At 64.6% G+C, this 17,279-nt stretch carries 13 protein-coding genes and 1 pseudogene; 3 read left to right on the top strand and 11 right to left on the bottom strand.

What is annotated here, in order from left to right; genetic code table 11:
* Nucleotides 1-4 precede the first annotated feature (4 nt).
* Entirely contained in the window at nucleotides 5-748 is a 744-nt protein-coding gene (locus AC30QB_RS08865; RefSeq protein ID WP_489545842.1) for a glutathione S-transferase family protein, read from the bottom strand.
* 127 nt (nucleotides 749-875) lie between these two features.
* Between AC30QB_RS08865 and AC30QB_RS08860 the strand changes: the two genes are divergently transcribed.
* Nucleotides 876-2,111: a polyhydroxyalkanoate depolymerase gene (locus AC30QB_RS08860; protein WP_489545841.1), complete on the top strand. Its 1,236-nt coding sequence runs from the start codon at nucleotides 876-878 to the stop codon at nucleotides 2,109-2,111.
* A gap of 49 nt (nucleotides 2,112-2,160) precedes the next feature.
* Here the strand turns inward: AC30QB_RS08860 and AC30QB_RS08855 are convergent, their stop codons facing one another.
* The 4 genes from AC30QB_RS08855 to AC30QB_RS08840 all read right to left on the bottom strand — a co-directional run bounded on the left by AC30QB_RS08855 (nucleotide 2,161) and on the right by AC30QB_RS08840 (nucleotide 5,586).
* A complete protein-coding gene (locus AC30QB_RS08855; protein ID WP_489545840.1) occupies nucleotides 2,161-3,183 on the bottom strand; it encodes a TRAP transporter substrate-binding protein in 1,023 nt (340 codons plus the stop codon).
* A 22-nt stretch (nucleotides 3,184-3,205) separates the two neighbouring features.
* The gene (locus tag AC30QB_RS08850; protein ID WP_489545839.1) at nucleotides 3,206-4,495 is read right to left on the bottom strand and encodes a TRAP transporter large permease; all 1,290 of its coding nucleotides are present in this window, start codon (nucleotides 4,493-4,495) and stop codon (nucleotides 3,206-3,208) included.
* A 78-nt stretch (nucleotides 4,496-4,573) separates the two neighbouring features.
* A complete protein-coding gene (locus tag AC30QB_RS08845; protein ID WP_489545838.1) occupies nucleotides 4,574-5,074 on the bottom strand; it encodes a TRAP transporter small permease subunit in 501 nt (166 codons plus the stop codon).
* A complete protein-coding gene (locus tag AC30QB_RS08840; RefSeq protein ID WP_489545837.1) occupies nucleotides 5,071-5,586 on the bottom strand; it encodes a gluconokinase in 516 nt (171 codons plus the stop codon). Before AC30QB_RS08840 ends, AC30QB_RS08845 begins: the two co-directional genes overlap by 4 nt.
* Nucleotides 5,587-5,780: 194 nt before the next feature.
* Here AC30QB_RS08840 and gntR point away from each other — a divergent pair, with 194 nt between their 5' ends.
* Nucleotides 5,781-6,803, top strand: a complete 1,023-nt coding sequence (gene gntR / locus AC30QB_RS08835; protein WP_489545836.1) for an HTH-type transcriptional regulator GntR — start codon at nucleotides 5,781-5,783, stop codon at nucleotides 6,801-6,803.
* On the opposite strand, the gene AC30QB_RS08830 is transcribed toward gntR, so the two are convergent.
* The 5 genes from AC30QB_RS08830 to aroC form a co-directional block, all read right to left on the bottom strand.
* Nucleotides 6,804-10,061: an efflux RND transporter permease subunit gene (locus AC30QB_RS08830; protein ID WP_489545835.1), complete on the bottom strand. Its 3,258-nt coding sequence runs from the start codon at nucleotides 10,059-10,061 to the stop codon at nucleotides 6,804-6,806.
* 10 nt (nucleotides 10,062-10,071) lie between these two features.
* Nucleotides 10,072-11,289 carry an efflux RND transporter periplasmic adaptor subunit gene (locus tag AC30QB_RS08825; protein ID WP_489545834.1) on the bottom strand — a complete coding sequence of 406 codons (1,218 nt, stop codon included), beginning with the start codon at nucleotides 11,287-11,289 and terminating at the stop codon, nucleotides 10,072-10,074.
* 203 nt (nucleotides 11,290-11,492) lie between these two features.
* The gene (locus tag AC30QB_RS08820) at nucleotides 11,493-12,518 is read right to left on the bottom strand and encodes an aldo/keto reductase (protein ID WP_489545833.1); all 1,026 of its coding nucleotides are present in this window, start codon (nucleotides 12,516-12,518) and stop codon (nucleotides 11,493-11,495) included.
* A 57-nt stretch (nucleotides 12,519-12,575) separates the two neighbouring features.
* On the bottom strand, nucleotides 12,576-14,552 hold the full coding sequence (locus AC30QB_RS08815; protein ID WP_489545832.1) for a methyl-accepting chemotaxis protein: 1,977 nt from the start codon (nucleotides 14,550-14,552) through the stop codon (nucleotides 12,576-12,578).
* Between the two features lie 103 nt (nucleotides 14,553-14,655).
* Complete coding sequence (gene aroC, locus AC30QB_RS08810) at nucleotides 14,656-15,756, bottom strand: chorismate synthase (RefSeq protein WP_489545831.1); 1,101 nt, start codon at nucleotides 15,754-15,756, stop codon at nucleotides 14,656-14,658.
* A gap of 200 nt (nucleotides 15,757-15,956) precedes the next feature.
* Between aroC and AC30QB_RS08805 the strand changes: the two genes are divergently transcribed.
* Nucleotides 15,957-17,045 (top strand): porin, encoded by a 1,089-nt coding sequence (locus AC30QB_RS08805; protein WP_489545830.1) that lies wholly within the window; start codon nucleotides 15,957-15,959, stop codon nucleotides 17,043-17,045.
* An 81-nt stretch (nucleotides 17,046-17,126) separates the two neighbouring features.
* On the opposite strand, the pseudogene AC30QB_RS08800 reads toward AC30QB_RS08805, so the two are convergent.
* A pseudogene (locus AC30QB_RS08800) lies at nucleotides 17,127-17,279 on the bottom strand (CBS domain-containing protein); the annotation flags it as partial.

Below are 17,279 nucleotides of genomic sequence, written 5' to 3'. Positions count from 1 at the left end.
AATCTCAGAAGTCCATGTCGAGCTCTTCGATGTCGTCGGGCTCTTTCTTCGCCGCGGCCACCCACTCTTTCATCTCGGGCATCGCCATGATGGCGTGGCAATACTGAATGCAGGCCTTGTTGAGCTTCACGTCATAGGTGAGAAATCGCGTAGCGACAGGGGCAAACATCGCATCGGCCATGCCGCGCTGCTTGCCGAACAAGAAGGGCCCGCCGTAGGTGGCAAGGCAGTCGGTCCAGATCTCGACCACGCGGTCGATGTCGGGCTGGGCACCGGCCCAGATCTTGTAGCCCGGGTGGTGGGCCTTCAGGTTCATCGGCAGCGATGCGCGCAGGTTGGCAAAGCCCGAGTTCATCTCGCCGCTGACCGAGCGGCAGTGGGCGCGGGCGATGCGGTCTTCCGGCATCAGCCCGGCGTTGGGTTTGATCTCATTCAGGTACTGGGCGATCGCCAGCGTGTTCCACACCCTGGCACCTTCGTGGGTGAGGCAGGGCACGCGTATCGACGGCGCCAGCAGCAGCAGCTCCTTGCGGGCGTCGGCGTCGTCGGGCGAGACCATCACCTCGTCGAACTCGAGCCCGGCGAACTTGGCCATCAGCCAGCCCCGCAATGACCACGATGAATAGTTCTTGCTGCTCAGGCTCAGCGTAGCGGTCGCCTTACGCACTGCGCGAGCCGGTGCCGGCTTGGCAGAGACCCTCTTGGCGGCGGTCTTGGCTGGGGCCTTGGTGGCGGCGACTGGCGGCATGGTGCGCTCCGTGTGCTGTTTGAGCACCTTCTTGCAAGGCGTGTGCCATCTCTGTGCACGCTCGTCCACCTTGCTGGCGCGCAAGTTGCGTAAGTGAACCCATCACAGTGCGTACGGAGACAACACGATGTACCAGGCTTATCAAGCCCATGCCGATCTGATGTGGCCGCTGCGCACGCTGGCCAAAAATACCCTGCCCATGCTGCGAGACAACAGCTTCGGCTGGGCCGGCCTAGACCACAGCCGCAAGCTCGCCGCAGCCTGCGAGGTGCTCAAGCTGGGCGAGGTCACCCACAAGCGCCCACCCTTCGGCATCGAGAGCGTGATGTTCAAGGGCGAAGAAATTCCGGTGATCGAGGAAGCCACCCACGTCACGCCCTTCGCCACCTTGCTGCACTTCAAGAAAGAATTCAGCCCCGCCATGCCACAGCCCCGGGTGCTGATCGTGGCGCCCATGTCAGGCCACTTCGCCACCCTGCTGCGCGACACCATGCAAACCGTATTGCCCGACCACGACGTCTACATCACCGACTGGCACAACGCCCGCGACGTGCCGCTCGCGGCTGGCCGCTTCGGCCTGGACGAGTACACCGAGCACCTGATGGAGTTCCTGCGCGTCATCGGCCCGGGCGCCCACCTGATGGCCATCTGCCAGCCCTGCGTGTCGGCGCTGAGCGCGGTGGCGCTGATGTCGGAAGACGGCGACCCGGCCACGCCGGCCAGCCTCACGCTGATGGCCGGCCCCATCGACTGCCGCATCAGCCCAACCGAGGTCAACAAGCTGGCCATGACCAAGGGCATAGCCTGGTTCGAGAAAAACCTGGTGAGCCAGGTGCCTTGGCGCTTTCGGGGCGGTGGCCGCAAGGTCTATCCCGGTTTCATGCAGCTCACCGCCTTCATGGCAATGAACAAGGACAGGCACGTCAACGCCTTCAAGGAGTACTACGCCAACCTGGCGATGCCCGAGCCCGACGACGAAACGCTGCAAAAGACCGAGCACACCCGCAAGTTCTACGAAGAGTATTTCGCGGTAGCCGACCTGCCGGCCGAGTTCTACCTGGAGACGGTGAGCCTGGTGTTCCAGGAGCACGCGCTGCCGTTGGGTCAGCTCAAGTTTCGCGGTCGCCTGATCAACCCGGCTGCCATACGCCGCACGGCGCTGCTCACGGTGGAAGGCGAGCGCGACGACATCTGCGCAACCGGCCAGACACTGGCCGCGCAAGACCTGTGCAGCAGCCTGCGGCCCTACATGCGCACGCACTACGTGCAGGCCGGCGTGGGCCACTACGGCGTGTTCAGCGGGCGGCGCTGGAAGAGCCAGATTTATCCGGTGGTGCGAGACGTGATTCACGTGTCGCAGTAAACCGCCCGCTCAGGCTGAGGTATCGAAGCGATGCTCCGGCCTCAGCCCATCATTTCCTCACGCGAATCTTCGCCAGCTCGCCCTGCGTCTCGCTCCACAGATCAGCGCCCACGTTGGCCGCAATACCCGTGTTGATCTGCGCCAGCTTGTCGCGCATGCGCCCGGCCTCTGCAGCCGACAGCTCGTTGATCTGCATGCCCTTGCCCTTGAGGTCGGCAAGCGCCTTGGATGCCTCATCGCGTGTGTCGCGCCGCTCGAAGTCACGGCTCTTCGCCGCGGCGTCCATTAGCACCTTGTGCTCTGCCGGCGAGAGGGTGTCCCAGAACTTCTTGCTCACCAGCACGATCCACGGGCTGTAGACGTGGTTGGTGACGGTGAGGTACTTCTGCACCTCATAAAACTTGCTGGAGAGAATGGTGTTGAACGGGTTCTCCTGGCCGTCGACCGCCTTGGTTTCGAGTGCGGTGAAGAGCTCACTGAATGGCAGCGGAATGGCGTTCGCACCGAGTGTCTTGAAGCTGTCGAGGAAGACCGTGTTCTGCATCACGCGCAGCTTGATGCCGTCGAGGTCTTCGAGCTTGGTCACCGCACGCTTGTTGTTGGTGAGATTGCGAAAGCCGTTCTCCCAATACACCAACCCGACCAGGCCCTTCTCGTCGAGCTTGGCCTTGACCTTCTGGCCCACCGGGCCGTCGAGCATGGCGTCGGCCTCTTGCGCGTTGTTGAAGAGGAAGGGCGTGTCCCACAGCGCCATCTCTTTCGTGATGCCCACGAGCGTGGCGGTCGAGCCAACCATCATCTCTTGCGCGCCGCCGATGAGGGCCTGCTGCATCTGCACGTCACTGCCCAGGCTCGCGGCACCGAAAGCGCGAATTTTCATCTTGCCGCCTGAAAGCTTGTCAACCTCGTCGACAAACACCTTCGTTGCGCGGCCCTGGTTCGATTGCTCGTTGAGCCCGTAGCCGAAACGAATCAGGTGGGGCTTGATGTCTTGTGCAAAGGCCGGCGCGAAGGCCGAGGTGGCCAGCAGCACGGCGGTGGCAAGCAAAGAGCGGCGGATCAATGTCTTCATGAATGTCTCCTTCTGGTGGGAATCAGCGCAACCAAACCAACGGTGCAGTCACGATCTGAGGGAACACGGTGAACAGCGCAAGAATCACGATGTAGGTAATGAGATACGGGTTCACGCCGCGTATCACTTCGTCTAGCCGCATGCGGCCCACGCCAGCCACCACGTTGAGAACGGTGCCCACCGGCGGCGTGATCAGGCCGATGGCGCCGTTGAGCACAAACATGAGGCCGAAGTACACGGGATCGATGTGCGCTTTGACCGCGATGGGCAGCATCACCGGCGCAAAGATCAGGATGGTGGGCGTGAGGTCGAGCGCGGTGCCGATGACCACCAGCAAGACCATCATCACAGCCATCAACACCCTGGGGTAGTCGATCAAGGGGCCTAGCCAGCCTGTCATGGTGGCCGGCAGGTCGGCCAGCGTGACCATGTAGCTGGCCACTTGGGCGCCGGCGCAGAGAAACATCACGATGGCCGTCGTCTTGGCGGCACGCACCAGCACGCCGTGAAATTGCACGAGCGTCATCTCGCGGTGCACGAAGAAGGCGATGAACATCGCGTACACCGCGGCCACCACGGCGGCCTCGGTGGGGGTGAACACACCCGTCTTCATGCCGCCGATGATGATGAGCGGCATCAGCAGCGCCCAGAAGGCCTTAACGGTGATCTTGATGCGGCGGGCGAAGGGCACCGGTGGGTTGTCGACCAGCGTCAAGCCACGAAGCTGGAGCTTCCACGCGACCACCAAGCCCAGGCCCATGATCAAGCCCGGCACGATGCCCGAGAGAAACAACGCCGAGATCGAGGTGTTGGTCGTCACGCCATAAATCACGAAAGGCATCGACGGCGGGATGATGGGCGCGATGATGCCGCCCGAAGCGATGAGCCCGGCCGAGGTGGCCATGGGGTAGCCATGGGCACGCATCATCGGCAGCAAGATGGTCGCGAGCGCAGCCGTGTCGGCCAGCGCCGAGCCGCTCATGCTGGCCATCAGAATGGCGGCGCCGATGGTCACGAAACCCAGCCCCCCGCGGATATGACCGACCCAGGCCTGTGCCATCTCGATGATGCGGCGGCTGATGCCCCCGGCATTCATCAGCTCGCCGGCCAGGATGAAAAACGGCACGGCCAGCAGCGGAAAGCTGTCGACCCCGGCCACCAGGTTTTGCGCGAAGAGCTGGGTGTCGAAGAAGCCCAGCGCCCAGGCCATGGACGCGCCGGTGAGCACCAGCGCAAAGGCCATGGGCACGCCGATGCCCATGAAGCCCAGCATGGCGACGATGAAGATGACGGCGACCAGACCTTGGTTCATTTCAGGCTTCCCGCCGGGCCGCCACTAGGGCAGGCCTGCGCCCCCTTGAGGGCAGTGACCGAAGTGAGCGTGGGGGCTTCATTCCACTTCAGCCTCGTGGCCGAAATCGATGGCGTTGCCGCGGACGAGGTTGACAAGCGCCATGACACCGATGGCGACCGAGCACAGAAACGCGGGCAACGGCAACAACGCCACGGGGTAGCCCATCACCACGCTCTTGCTGCCCATGCCCACCACCACCTGCTGCCACGCGCCCCATCCCACCAGCACGCAGGTCAGCAGCACCAAGGCATGGATCAACAGCGTGACGACTTTGAGTGCAACGGGCTTGGTCTGCAGTGGTTGCAGCAAGCTCGTGAAGGCCATGTGCTCGCCCAGCGGGTAGGCCGCCGTCGCACCGATGAACACCATCCACACGAAGAGCAAGCGCGACAGCTCTTCGCTCGCGGCAATGCCGCTGCCGAAGCCATAGCGCAGCACCACGTTGATGAAGACCGCGAGCGCCATCACGCCCAAGGTGACGGCCATTGAGGTGTCGGCGAGTCGCTGCCAGCGGCCTCGCTCGGCAGGCATGTTCATGCGCTACTCCTTGCACTCAACCAATCGACAATTTCTCTGGCCAATGCCTCGCGTTCACGCAGCGCGTCAACGCAAAGCACACCCGCCTCGCCGTGCGGCGGCTCCAACGTGGCGAACTGGCTGTCGACCAGGCTGGGCGGAAACAAATGCTCGCCCACGCGCGCGGCCACGCGCTCCAGCGCATCGGCCTTGTCAATTTCCAGAAACACGATTCGCAAGCCGACGGCGCGGCTGCGCAAGAGGTCGCGGTAGCTGCGCTTGAGGGCCGAGCAAGTCAGCGCGATCGGCTCGCCGTGGCGCTGGTGCGCGGCAAGCATGTCGCCCAATTGCGCCAGCCAGGTGGCGCGGTCGAAATCGTCGAGCGCAACGCCTTGCCGCATCTTGGTTTTGCTGGAATCGGAATGAAAGTCATCGCCCTCCACCAGCCGCCAGCCCAGCTGAGCCGCAACAGCACTGGCTGCACTCGACTTGCCGCAACCGGCCACGCCCATGAACACCGCAGAACTTGTCATGTCGATCTATGGATAGCGCTATCTCAAACAACCAAAAAAATGGCGAGCTCAACTGCCTCATTTCCGCCATCGGCGTCTTCACTTCAGTGAAAGACTTGTTGCCTCGGGGCTTGCAGTAATTCGCAAGATAGCGCTATCCTAGATCGCAAACAAAAACTCTCCCATGCGGGCTAACCCGTAAATTTGGACACGCGATGACCTCCACCCGAAGCCCCCGCGCGACTGGCCGTGTGACCCTGGGCGATGTGGCTGCCGCCGCGGGCGTGAGCCCCATCACCGTCTCGCGTGCGCTGCGCGGCGAGCGCAGCGTGGCGGCCGAGCTGGTCGAACGCGTGCAGGCGGCGGCGCAGAAGCTGGGTTACGTGCCCGACCCCGCCGCAAGGGCACTGGCTTCGAGCCGAAGCTCTCATGTGGCGGTGCTGATCCCGCTGCTCACCAACACACTTTTCGTCGACCTGCTCGAAGCCGTGCACCGCACCCTGCTGCCCGCCGGCTACCAGACGCTGATTGGCGTGACGCACTACGACCCGCATGAAGAAGAGCTGCTGCTCAGCAGTTACATGGCACACCGCCCGGCCGGCTTGGTGGTGACCGGTTTCGACCGCACCGAGGCGAGCCGCCGCCTCATCGCCGCGAGCGGCGTGCCCTGCGTGCACGTGATGGAGACGACACACGCCGAGGGTGTGCACAGCGTGGGCTTCTCGCAGTCCGACGCAGGCCACGCCGTCACGGCCCACCTGCTGGCGCGCGGCCGCAAGCGCATCGCATTCGTTGCGGCCCAGCTCGACACGCGCGTGATGCAGCGCGCCGACGGCTACCGCCGCTGCCTGCGCGAAGCCGGGCTCTACGATCCCAAGCTCGAGCTGCTCAACCCCGAAGGCTCATCGCTGGGCCTGGGCGGCCAGCTGTTCGAGCACATGCTGCGCGAGCACCCCGATGTCGACGCCGTCTTCTTCTGCAACGACGACCTGGCCCAGGGTGGGCTGCTGGCCGCGCTACGGCTGGGCGTGGCCGTGCCGGGCAAGGTGGCGGTGGCCGGTTTCAACGACCTCAACGGCAGCGACCAGATGCTGCCGCCGCTCACGACCGTGCGCACTCCGCGCACGGAGATCGGCGAAGAGGCGGCGCGCATGCTGCTCTCGCTGATGCGGCACGAGCCGCTGGTGCAGACCTCGGTCGACTTGGGTTACCAGCTGGTGGTGCGCGGCAGCAGCTGACTATTCATGGTCGGACGGCAGCAAGGCTGAGGGTGGGCTCACCGCCGCAGCGCCACGGCGCGAAATCAGCTGCTTGAACGACAACCAGCGCCGCGTCGTCCAGCCCGGCAGCTGGTCGAGATAGGAATAGACGATGGGTACCACCACCAGCGTTAGCAACGTCGACGTGATCACGCCGCCAATGATGGCTCGCCCCATGGGCGCCTGGATCTCGCCGCCATCGTTCAAGGCCAGCGCGAGCGGCAACATGCCGAACACCATGGCCCCGGTGGTCATCAGAATCGGCCGCATGCGGATGAGGCCCGCTTGCAGCAAGGCATCGGCCATGGTCGCGCCGTTCTTGCGCGCATGGTTGGCGAAGTCGACCAGCAAGATCGCGTTCTTGGTCACCAGGCCCATCAGCATCACCAGGCCGATCATCGAGAAGATGTTGAGCGTGGAGCGCCACAGCAGCAAGGCCAGCATCACGCCGATGAGTGACAGCGGCAGAGACGCCATGATCGCAAAGGGCTGCAAGAAGCTGCCGAACTGGCTGGCCAGCACGATGTAGATGAAGATCACGGCCAACACCATCGCACCCAGCATCGCACCCAGAGCTTCGCCTTGCTCCTTGGTGTCGCCACCCACATCGAAGCTGTAACCGGCCGGCAGGTTGGTTGCTTTCACCAGCTTCTGCACATCGTCGCCCACGTCTCCGGATGGCCGCCCTTGCACGCCCGCGAAGACGGCCTCGCGCCGTTGCAGGTTCTGGCGGCGGATCACGTCGGGGTTCACCACGGGCTCGATGGTTGCCACGCTGTCTAGCGTGATGGGCGTACCGTCTTTCGCAAACGCCACCGGCAGCATTCGCATCTGGTCCACGCGCTCGCGTTGCGCCTCCGGCAGGCGCAGCAGCACCTGCACCTGCTCTCCATCGGGCGTGGTCCAGTAGGTAGAGATGTCGCCATTGACATAGGCCCTAAGCGAGCCGGCCAGCTGGGGTGCGGTCAGGCCGAGCTCACGCATGGCGCCGGGCCGCAGGCGCACGGCATAGGCCGGCAGGCCGGGCTTGGCGGAAAGGTCTACGTCGACGATGCCCGGGATCTTCTTCACCTTCTCGGCAAACTCTTTCGCGATGCGCGTCAGGCCCTCCGGGTCGCTGCCCAAGATGGCGACGTAGATAGGCCGGTTGAAGCCCACTGCCGCCTCAACACCCGGAATCTTGGCGATGCTCTCGCGGATGGCGTCTTCAATCTGTTTTTGCGTGCGCTTGCGCTGGCTGCGCTCGACCAGGCCGATGTTCAGCGTGGCCTGGGCACGCCCCACGGCGAAACCATTGCCCTGCCCGCCCACATTGGTCGACACCGTCTTGACCTCTGGGAAGGTGGCCACGATCTCTTCGACCTGGCGCACCTTTTCGTCACTGCGCGCGAGGCTGGAGCCCACCGCCATGCGCAGCGAGAGCTGGGTGAAGCCCTGGTCGGTTTCGGGTATGAACTCAGTGCCCACCAGGGGCGCCAGCATCACGGCGCCCACGAAGCTTGCAAAGCCCAGCAGCACGATGATGAAGCGCGGCGACATGGTGGCCAGGCGCCAGTGGCGCGGCCGCGAAGCGTCGCGCTTGCCGCCAGCACCCAGGGGGTGGGCAAAAAGGGGAATGGGCGGCACGAACGAGCGATAACGCCGCACCGAGAAAGCCCAGTGAATGAGCCGCTCGTACAACGTATGCATCACATCAAGGGCGTGGTCGGTGCCGGTGATGAGCTGCTTGATCACGGGCAGATTGCGCAGCCGCGCGCCGGGCGGGTCGCGCCATACCGACGAGAGCATGGGGTCGAGCGTGAAGCTCACAAAGAGCGACACCAGCACCGCCACCGTCACCGTCACGCCGAACGGGAAGAAAAACTTGCCCACGATGCCGCCCATGAAGGCGACTGGCGTGAACACCGCGCAAATGGCGAAGGTGGTGGCCATCACCGCCAGGCCGATCTCGTCGGTGCCCTCGCGTGCCGCGGTGTGGTGGTCTTTGCCCATGTGCACATGGCGCACGATGTTTTCACGCACCACGATGGCGTCGTCGATCAACAGCCCTATGCACAGGCTCAAGGCCATCATCGTCATGAAGTTGAGCGTGAAGCCGAAGGCGTAGATCGCAATGAAGCTAGAGATCACCGCGATCGGCAGTGTGAGCCCGGTGATGATGGTGCTGCGCCACGAGTGCAGAAACAGGAACACGATGGCCACCGTGAGCAGTGCGCCTTCGATGAGCGTGTGCTGCAAGCCGGTGAGCGAGCCCTTCACGAAGTCGCTGTTGGCATTGATGAGTTGCAGCTCCATGCCCGATGGCAGTGACTTGCGCACATCTTCCATTGCCGCCTTGACCGCTTCACCGGTGGCGACGATGTTGGCGTCTTGCTGCTTGAACACATTGAAGGTGATGGCACGCTGGCCGTTGATGCGCGAGAACGACTCAGGCTCTTTTTCACGCTCGCTGAGTACCCCCAAGTCACCCAAGACCACCGGCGAGCCGCCACGATGGCCCACCACCACCTCGGTGAACTGCTTGGGGTCGCGCACACGGCCCTCCACGCGCAGGATGGCGTCTTGCGTGGCGTTGGTGAGCAGGCCCACCGGCTGGTCGCTGTTGGCCTGGGCCAGCGCCGTGCTGATCTCGGTGGGCGTGATGCCGTAGGCGCGCAGCCGCCCGGCGTCGAGGTCTATGCGCACCTCGCGCGTGGACAGCCCGCTGATGTCGATCTTGGCCACGCCCTCTACGCGCTGGAACCGCTTGCTGATGGTCTGGTCGGCCACCAGCGACAGCTCGCGGGTGCTGCGGGTCTTCGAGACCAAGGCCATCACCACGGTGGGCTGGCTGTTGTCGTTGTCGAAGCGCGAGACCGTGGGCATCTTGGCGTCACGCGGGAAGGCCGCCTGCACCACGCCCAGGCGGTCGCGCACGTCTTGCATGGCACGCGCCATGTCGGCGTTGAGCGTGAACTGCACGCTGGTTTGGCTGCGGCCCTCAAAGCTGCGCGAGGTGATCTGCTTGACGCCCGCAATGCTGTTGAGCGACTCCTCGATCAGCTTGGTGACTTCACGCTCCACCGCTTCGGGCGAGGCGCCCGGGTAGGCCACGTCGACAAAGGCCACGGGCGGCGAAACATCGGGCATCTGCTCCAGGCCGAGCTTGCTGTAAGAGAACAGCCCCAGCACGCACAGCGCGACCATCACCATGGTGGCGAAGACGGGGTTGTTGATGGCAACGCGGGTCATCCACATGCTGCGCTCCTTACTTCTGAATAGGAGCGCCGGAGGCGGCAGCGGCCACCGACAAGGACGCGCCGCTGCTCACCGCCGAAGCAGACTTGCTGGTGACCACCGAGGCCTTGGCACCGTCGCGCAGGTTGTCGAAGCGTGCCGCCAACACCGTGGCGCCGGGCGCCAAGCCTTGCAGCACCTCGACGCGTGCCTGCGCATCATCGCGGCGGCCCGTGGTGATGGCGCGCCGCACCAGCGCGCCGCCTTCAATCACCCAGACCTGGTCTTGCCCCGAGGCGCTGACGATGGCCGACAACGGCAGCGTCAGGCGCTGCGCTTCGTCGGCCAGCACCACGCGGCCCATGGCGTATTGGCCGGCGCGAAAGAGCTCCTTTTTGTTGTCCAGCGACACGACCACGCCGATCGAGCGGCTGCCGGCTTCGGCCGACGGCGCAATGCGGTCTATGCGGCCGGTGACCGGCTGCGACGAGCCTTCGACCATCACCTGCACCGGCTGGCCCGCCTTCAGCTGCGAGACCTCATGTGTGCCCACCGTGCCGGCCAGCTCCAGCGATGACAAGTCGACCACCGTGAGCAGCTGCTGCTCGGCGCTCACCTTTTCGCCTGGCACCACGTGACGCTTGCCCACGATGCCGGCGATGGGTGACACCAGTGCGGCCTCTTTCACACCCAGGCGCACGGTAGAGAGTTGCGCCTGTGTCGACTTGAGCTGTGCCCGGGCCGAGTCGAGCTTGGCCTGCGAAGACTGCAGCCCGGTGGGTGAGATGAAATTCTGGCTCGCCAGGCTCACATTGGCCGCGTGCTGGCGCTCGGCTTCGACCAGCGCCGCCTGCGCCGACTCGACACTCGCGCTGCGTTCGGTCACGCGGCTTTGCAGGTCAGACAGATCGATGTCACCCAGCTGCTGGCCGACCTTGACGCGGCTGCCCTCGCCCACCCGCAGACTCAACAAAGTGCCCGCGGCCTTGGCGCGAACCACGGCCGTGCGCGGAGCCACCAGCGGGCCGGAAAATTGGACGACCAGCGGCATGCTCGCAAGCGCGGGCTTCACAACCTCGGCGGCCGTGAATTCCAGCGGTACGTCGGGTTTCTTGCCGTCTTTGCCGTCTTGGGAAGGCGTGTCTTTAGCCCCGTTGCCCAGCCGGGGCACCACTGCCAGCCCGATGCCCGCCGCCACCGCAGCCACGATGAAGCCGCTGACCCAGAGTCGCCTTCTTGATGCACCCATCCCGCTCGCTCCTGCAGGCGCCCACCCTCGTGGGGCTGCGCCCTGTTGTTGATCTGATGTCGTCACGGCCGGCAGTTTAGGAGCGGGGTTCCCCCGCGCGCCTGGCTCTGCGACAAACTGCAGATTGAAGGGGCCGAACCGTGCCGGTAGGCGACGGGCAGCCAAAGCGGGAGTCTAGAGGGGCGCCGCGTTTCCTTGCATCCCTAAGCGTGGCCCAGGACGGGGTGCGGCTCGTAGCCTTCACCCAGCGCCTTCAGCTCGTCGGCCGACAGGCGCAGCTCGGTGGCAGCCGCCGCCTCATCGAACTGGGGCATCTTGCTGGCGCCGATGATCGGGCCCGTGACACCCGGCTGGTGCAGCAGCCAGGCATAGGCCAGGGTGGCAGCGCTCACGCCGCGCTGGGCGGCCATGGCCTTCAGCCGGTCGACGGTGGCAAAGTCGCTGTCGCGGTAGTAATAGTTCTGCGCGAGGTCATCGGTCTCGGCGCGCGAGGTAGCACCACCCGCCTTGTCGCCCTTGGCTCGGTTGCCGGCCAGAAAGCCACGCGCCAGCGGGCTCCAGGGGATCACGCCCACGCCCTGGTCTCGGCACAGCGGCAGCATCTCACGCTCTTCTTCTCGGTAGGCCAGGTTGTAGTGGTTCTGCATGCTGACAAATCGCGTCCAGCCGTTGTCGCGGGTCACCTGCTGGGCTTTGGCAAACTGCCAGGCCCACATCGAGCTCGCGCCGATGTAGCGCACCTTGCCGGCTTTGACCACGTCATGCAGCGCCTCCATGGTTTCTTCGATAGGCGTGCGCGCGTCCCAGCGGTGAATCTGGTAGAGGTCGATGTAGTCGGTGTTCAAGCGCTTCAGGCTGGCGTCGACCGCATGGAAGATGCGCTTGCGGCTCAGGCCCTGGGTGTTGGGCGAGATGCTGCTGCCGGGCGAGGTGCTGCCGTATTTCACCTCCATGCTGACGGGGAAAAACACCTTGGTGGCAATGACGATCTCGTCACGCTTGCAGAACTCGGCGAGAAATTTGCCTGTGAGCACCTCGCTCTCGCCGGCCGAGTAAGTGTCGGCCGTGTCGAAGAAATTGATGCCCAGCTCGACGGCGCGCTTTACCAGCGGGCGGCTCGCAGCTTCATCGAGAATCCACGGGCGCCAAGCCGGTGTGCCGTAGGTCATCATGCCCAGGCAGAGACGCGAAACGTTGAGGCCTGTCGACCCGAGACGGGTGTATTTCATGGCGTGCTCCTTCAAAGAAGAACGCCAGCCTACTGCAGCGGGCCGAAGCTTGCAGGATCAGGGCAGCTTGAACTTGGCCACTTCCGAAGCCAGGTCGACGGCCTGGTCTCGCAGCGACGAAGCGGCGGCCGCGGTCTGCTCCACCAAGGCCGCGTTCTGCTGCGTCATGCGGTCTAGGTCTTGCACGGCGGCGCCGACCTGGCTCACGCCAGCGCTTTCTTCCTTGGCCGCACCCGAGATCTCGCTCAGCAGGTCGCTCATGCGCTTGGCATTGCTCACCAGCTCATTCATCGTGACGCCCGCACCCTCGACCACGCGTGTGCCCGAATCGACCCGCTCGACGCTGCTGGTGATGAGCGCTTTAATTTCCTTGGCCGCCTGGGCGCTGCGCTGCGCGAGGCTGCGAACCTCGCTGGCCACCACCGCAAAGCCACGACCTTGCTCGCCAGCGCGCGCCGCTTCCACGGCCGCATTGAGCGCGAGGATGTTGGTCTGGAATGCAATGCCGTCAATCACGCCGATGATGTCGCTGATCTTGGCCGACGATGCGTGGATCTCCCGCATGGTGTTGACCACCTGCACGATGACCTCGCCGCCGCGCACCGCCACGGCGGAGTTGGACACCGCCACGCTGGCGGCTTCCTGTGCGTTTTCGGCCGTGTGTTTGATGGTCGACGCGATCTCTTCCATCGACGAGGCGCTCTCTTCCAGGCTCGAAGCGGCTTGCTCGGTGCGGCCCGACAAATCCATAGAGGCCGAGGCGATCTCGGAGCTGGCATGCACGATCTGCTCTGACGACCCACGTACCCTGGAAACAATGTCGCGCAGCGAGCCTTGCATGTCGGCCAGCGTGCCCATCAGGCGAGCGGCTTCATCCTTGCCCCACGGATTGGGCTTGGTCGTGAGATCTCCTTCCGTCATGGCTTCGAGGTGCTTTTGCACTTCACGCAACCCACCTTGCGTGACCAGAAAGAAACAATAGAACAAATAGGCGCCTGCCGCGAGCGACAGCGCCACCACCAAGGCGGCGAAGTCGCGCACCGACGCCATGCCTGCGATGCGCTTGGCAATGAGCCTGTCCAGGTCGTCGAGCAATCGCGTGGAGAAGTCGAACTGACTGTCGATAGCCGCCTGGGCAGCACTGAGGTAGGCGGCCTTGTCGACCTTGGCGCCTTCTGCACTGAAACCCGAGCGTGACAGCTCGGCAAAACGCCGCAGGGGCTTGGTCGCCTCGTCGGACTTGAGCGAAGCCACGAGTTCGGGCGTTGCAGCGGTGGCCTTGGCCAGGCCGGTCTTGACCTGATCTTCGTGGTATTCGATCAGCGGCAGGCGATCGGCCATGTCGAGCGCCGCCGCCGCCGAGGGCTCGGTGAGGCGTTGCACCCCAGCCGATTGCACTCGCGCCATCAGCTCGATGAGCTGGGGCAGCCGCGTGGTCGACAAGTCCATCAGGTAGTAACTGTCAAGGTCGGGGTCGAGCGTGAGGTTAGAGCCGTCGGTGGCCTGGCCCAGGGTGTCGAGCACCACGCTGATGAAGCGTGTGTGCGTTTCGAGTGCAGCTGCCGGGCTGGCGCTCACCGCGGCCAGCGCCGCGGCGGCCTCGTTGAGCTTGGCGAACTGTGCGCCCGTGCCCAGGCTGGCGCCCCATTGAGCCTCGGTGCCGGCCAAAGCCTTCATTTGCGCATCGACCTTGGCGCGCAGCTCGGCCGCGGCCGGTGTACCGACCACTGCGCGGTGCTGCACCGCGGTCTTCAGCAAAGGCATCAACTCGCGGGCATACGCAACGCCCTGCCGCTCTTTGGCCGAGAACTCGATCGATGCCGCCTTGTCGGAGAAAAAGATCCACCCCAGGGCCAACACCGGTACCAGAAACATGGCCGACACCATGACCGCCTTGGTCTTGAAGTGCATGCGGCGAAACAGCCGCACGCCCGGAGCCCACACGCCGTGGTGCCTGAAGAACTCGATCAACGCGGGGCCACGCTGTACACCCTGAGGCCGGTGCACGGGTGTCGTTCCAATCGCCTGATTCATTGCCGGCCTTCGTGAGCATCGGGCAACACTCACAGCGGGATTGCCATGACATGCGATGCCTCTCGACGGCTATTTCGGCCGGTACGGGCTCAACTTGAGCAGCTCAGCCGATGCGACCTGGAATGGCAGGGCTGCTCATCTGCACATCACCGCACTGCGCCCGATGCCGCAAGGCGTGATCCATGAGCACCAGCGCGAGCAGCGCCTCGGCAATGGGCGTGGCGCGTATGCCGACGCAGGGGTCGTGGCGTCCGAAGGTTTCCACCGTGGCTGGCTGGCCTTGCAGGTCGATCGACTCGCGCGGGCTGCGTATCGAGCTGGTCGGCTTGATGGCGATCGACACCGTGATGTCTTGCCCAGTCGAGATGCCGCCCAGCACGCCGCCGGCGTTGTTGTTGCGAAAGCCGTTGGGCGTGAGCTCGTCGCCATGGGTGGTGCCGCGCTGGGTGACGCTTGCGAAGCCCGCGCCAATCTCAACGCCCTTGACGGCGTTGATGCCCATCATGGCCTTGGCGATGTCGGCATCGAGCCGGTCGTACAGCGGCTCGCCCAGGCCCACGGGCACCTGCGTCGCCATCACCGACAGGCGCGCACCGCAGCTGTCGCCGGCCTTGCGCAGCTCGTCCATGTAGGCCTCAAGCCGGGAGATGTCGGTCGCATTGGGAGCAAAGAACGGGTTGTTCGGCACGTGGGCCAACGACTCGAACGGGATCTCGATGTCACCCACCTGCGTCATGTAGCCGGCGAACGTGGTGCCGTATTGCTGCTGCAGCCACTTGCGGGCGACGGCCCCGGCTGCGACCGTGGGCGCCGTCAGCCGGGCCGACGAGCGGCCACCGCCACGCGGGTCGCGTATGCCGTATTTGTGCCAGTAGGTGTAGTCGGCGTGCCCCGGGCGGAAGGTCTGCAGGATGTTGCCGTAGTCCTTGCTGCGCTGGTCGGTGTTCTGGATCAGCAGGCAGATCGGCGTGCCTGTTGTCTTGCCTTCAAACACGCCCGAGATGATCTCAACCGCATCGGCCTCGTTGCGCTGCGTCACGTGGCGCGAAGTGCCAGGGCGGCGGCGGTCAAGCTCGGGCTGTATGTCGTCAACCGACAGCGCCATGCCAGGCGGGCAGCCGTCGATCACGCAACCAATGGCCGGGCCGTGTGACTCGCCGAAGTTGGTGACGCAAAACAAAGTGCCGAGGGTGCTGCCGGACATGGAGGCCTTGAATGGGCGTGCGAGGAGTGACGATTTTACGAGCCTTGCCTTTGGGGCGGAAAACGCGAACTCAAGGCCGCCGATTGTTGCGAGATCGGCAAGTGGTTCTTGCCTCGCACCACCTTTGTCGCAGCGCAGCATCTCCCTAGCATCCGGGCCACAGCTCATGTGAGCTCGTTGACTGACTGGAGAAGTTTCAAATGACGTTCAAGAAGAAATTTGCGTTCACCGCGATCGCTCTTGCTGCCGGCAGCAGCGCCATGGCCCAGGTTGCGCCATCGACCACCAACGTCACGCTCTATGGCGTGGCCGATGCCTATGTGCAGCTCGCAGACGGCGCCAACCGACTGACACGCGTCACCTCGGGCGGCCTGTCAGGGTCGCGCCTAGGCTTGCGTGGCAATGAAGACTTGGGTGGCGGGCTGCGCGGCCTGTTCACCATCGAGAGCGGCATCAACCTCGACGACGGCACCAATGGCCAAGGCGCGTTTTGGGGCCGCCAGGCCTTCGTCGGCATAGGTGCTGCCCACATCGGCCAGGTGACCCTGGGCCGCCAGTACGGCAGCCTGTACCCGTTGACCGGCGACTTCAGCGAGTTCGCCAACGGCAACTACGGCCCGAGCACCGCGGTGATCGGTGGCTTCGGCGGCTACGAGCCGGTGCGCGGCAGCGCCAACTCGGCCACCGCCAATGGCGGCCCGGCGCGCGTGAACAACTCGGTGAAGCTGGAGAGCGCTTCGTTCGGTGGCTTGAAGGTGGGCACGCTGTGGGGCATGGGCGAAGTGGCGGGTGGCACCACGCGCAACCGCGTGGCCGACGTTTGGGCGCGCTATACCGCTGGCCCGTTTGACGCCATGCTGTCCTATGTGGACGACAAGGCCGAAGCGGCCAGCCTGCAGGTGCGCACGATCTCCGGTGCCGCGGCCTATTCATTCGGCCCCGCTCGCGTGACGGCAGGTGTGGTGACGGTGGACGACAAGCGCGCCACCGACGCCGATGGCCGTGGCTACTGGATCGGCGCCGACTACCGCTCGGGCGCACACCTGATCAAGGCGCAATACGTGGAGAACAAGGCCAAGAACGCGGCCGAAGGCAAAACGCAGGCGTTGGGTGCCGGCTACCAATACGACCTATCGAAGCGCACGGCGTTCTATTCGTCGCTCACGCGCTTCAAGAACGAAGGCACCGGTTACGCCAACCGCTGGGCCACCACCCTGCCGGCAAGCCTGACCTCCGCGAGCGACCGCAACATCACCGAGCTGGCGCTCGGCGTTCGCCACAGCTTCTGATCGACAAGCCACCCGGTTGAACAAGAGGTCACGCGACCTCCTTACAGCCCGCACTGGCAACAGCGCGGGCTTTTTTTCGGCTCAGCTCTGAACCGGCTCGTCGCGTTGCTCCTCAACCGGCCAGTCGCGGATGTAGGCCTTGAGCATGCGATTCTCGAAATCCTGGCTGTCGACCACGGCCTTGGCCACGTCGTAGAACGAGATCACGCCCATCAGGGTGCGCTGGTTCATCAC

Origin of the sequence: Rhizobacter sp., assembly GCF_046595475.1 — a bacterium.
In the GTDB taxonomy this organism is placed as follows: Bacteria; Pseudomonadota; Gammaproteobacteria; order Burkholderiales; family Burkholderiaceae_C; genus Rhizobacter.
This window is presented reverse-complemented; position numbering and strand designations above follow the sequence as displayed.

Excerpts from the sequence above, each read along its gene's own strand:
- AC30QB_RS08825 (WP_489545834.1), bottom strand. The coding sequence starts at position 11,289 with ATGGGTGCATCAAGAAGGCGACTCTGGGTCAGCGGCTTCATCGTGGCT.
- gntR (WP_489545836.1), top strand. The coding sequence starts at position 5,781 with ATGACCTCCACCCGAAGCCCCCGCGCGACTGGCCGTGTGACCCTGGGC.
- AC30QB_RS08830 (WP_489545835.1), bottom strand. The coding sequence starts at position 10,061 with ATGTGGATGACCCGCGTTGCCATCAACAACCCCGTCTTCGCCACCATG.
- AC30QB_RS08850 (WP_489545839.1), bottom strand. The coding sequence starts at position 4,495 with ATGAACCAAGGTCTGGTCGCCGTCATCTTCATCGTCGCCATGCTGGGC.
- AC30QB_RS08815 (WP_489545832.1), bottom strand. The coding sequence starts at position 14,552 with ATGAATCAGGCGATTGGAACGACACCCGTGCACCGGCCTCAGGGTGTA.
- AC30QB_RS08845 (WP_489545838.1), bottom strand. The coding sequence starts at position 5,074 with ATGAACATGCCTGCCGAGCGAGGCCGCTGGCAGCGACTCGCCGACACC.
- AC30QB_RS08840 (WP_489545837.1), bottom strand. The coding sequence starts at position 5,586 with ATGACAAGTTCTGCGGTGTTCATGGGCGTGGCCGGTTGCGGCAAGTCG.
- aroC (WP_489545831.1), bottom strand. The coding sequence starts at position 15,756 with ATGTCCGGCAGCACCCTCGGCACTTTGTTTTGCGTCACCAACTTCGGC.
- AC30QB_RS08855 (WP_489545840.1), bottom strand. The coding sequence starts at position 3,183 with ATGAAGACATTGATCCGCCGCTCTTTGCTTGCCACCGCCGTGCTGCTG.
- AC30QB_RS08805 (WP_489545830.1), top strand. The coding sequence starts at position 15,957 with ATGACGTTCAAGAAGAAATTTGCGTTCACCGCGATCGCTCTTGCTGCC.
- AC30QB_RS08865 (WP_489545842.1), bottom strand. The coding sequence starts at position 748 with ATGCCGCCAGTCGCCGCCACCAAGGCCCCAGCCAAGACCGCCGCCAAG.
- AC30QB_RS08860 (WP_489545841.1), top strand. The coding sequence starts at position 876 with ATGTACCAGGCTTATCAAGCCCATGCCGATCTGATGTGGCCGCTGCGC.
- AC30QB_RS08820 (WP_489545833.1), bottom strand. The coding sequence starts at position 12,518 with ATGAAATACACCCGTCTCGGGTCGACAGGCCTCAACGTTTCGCGTCTC.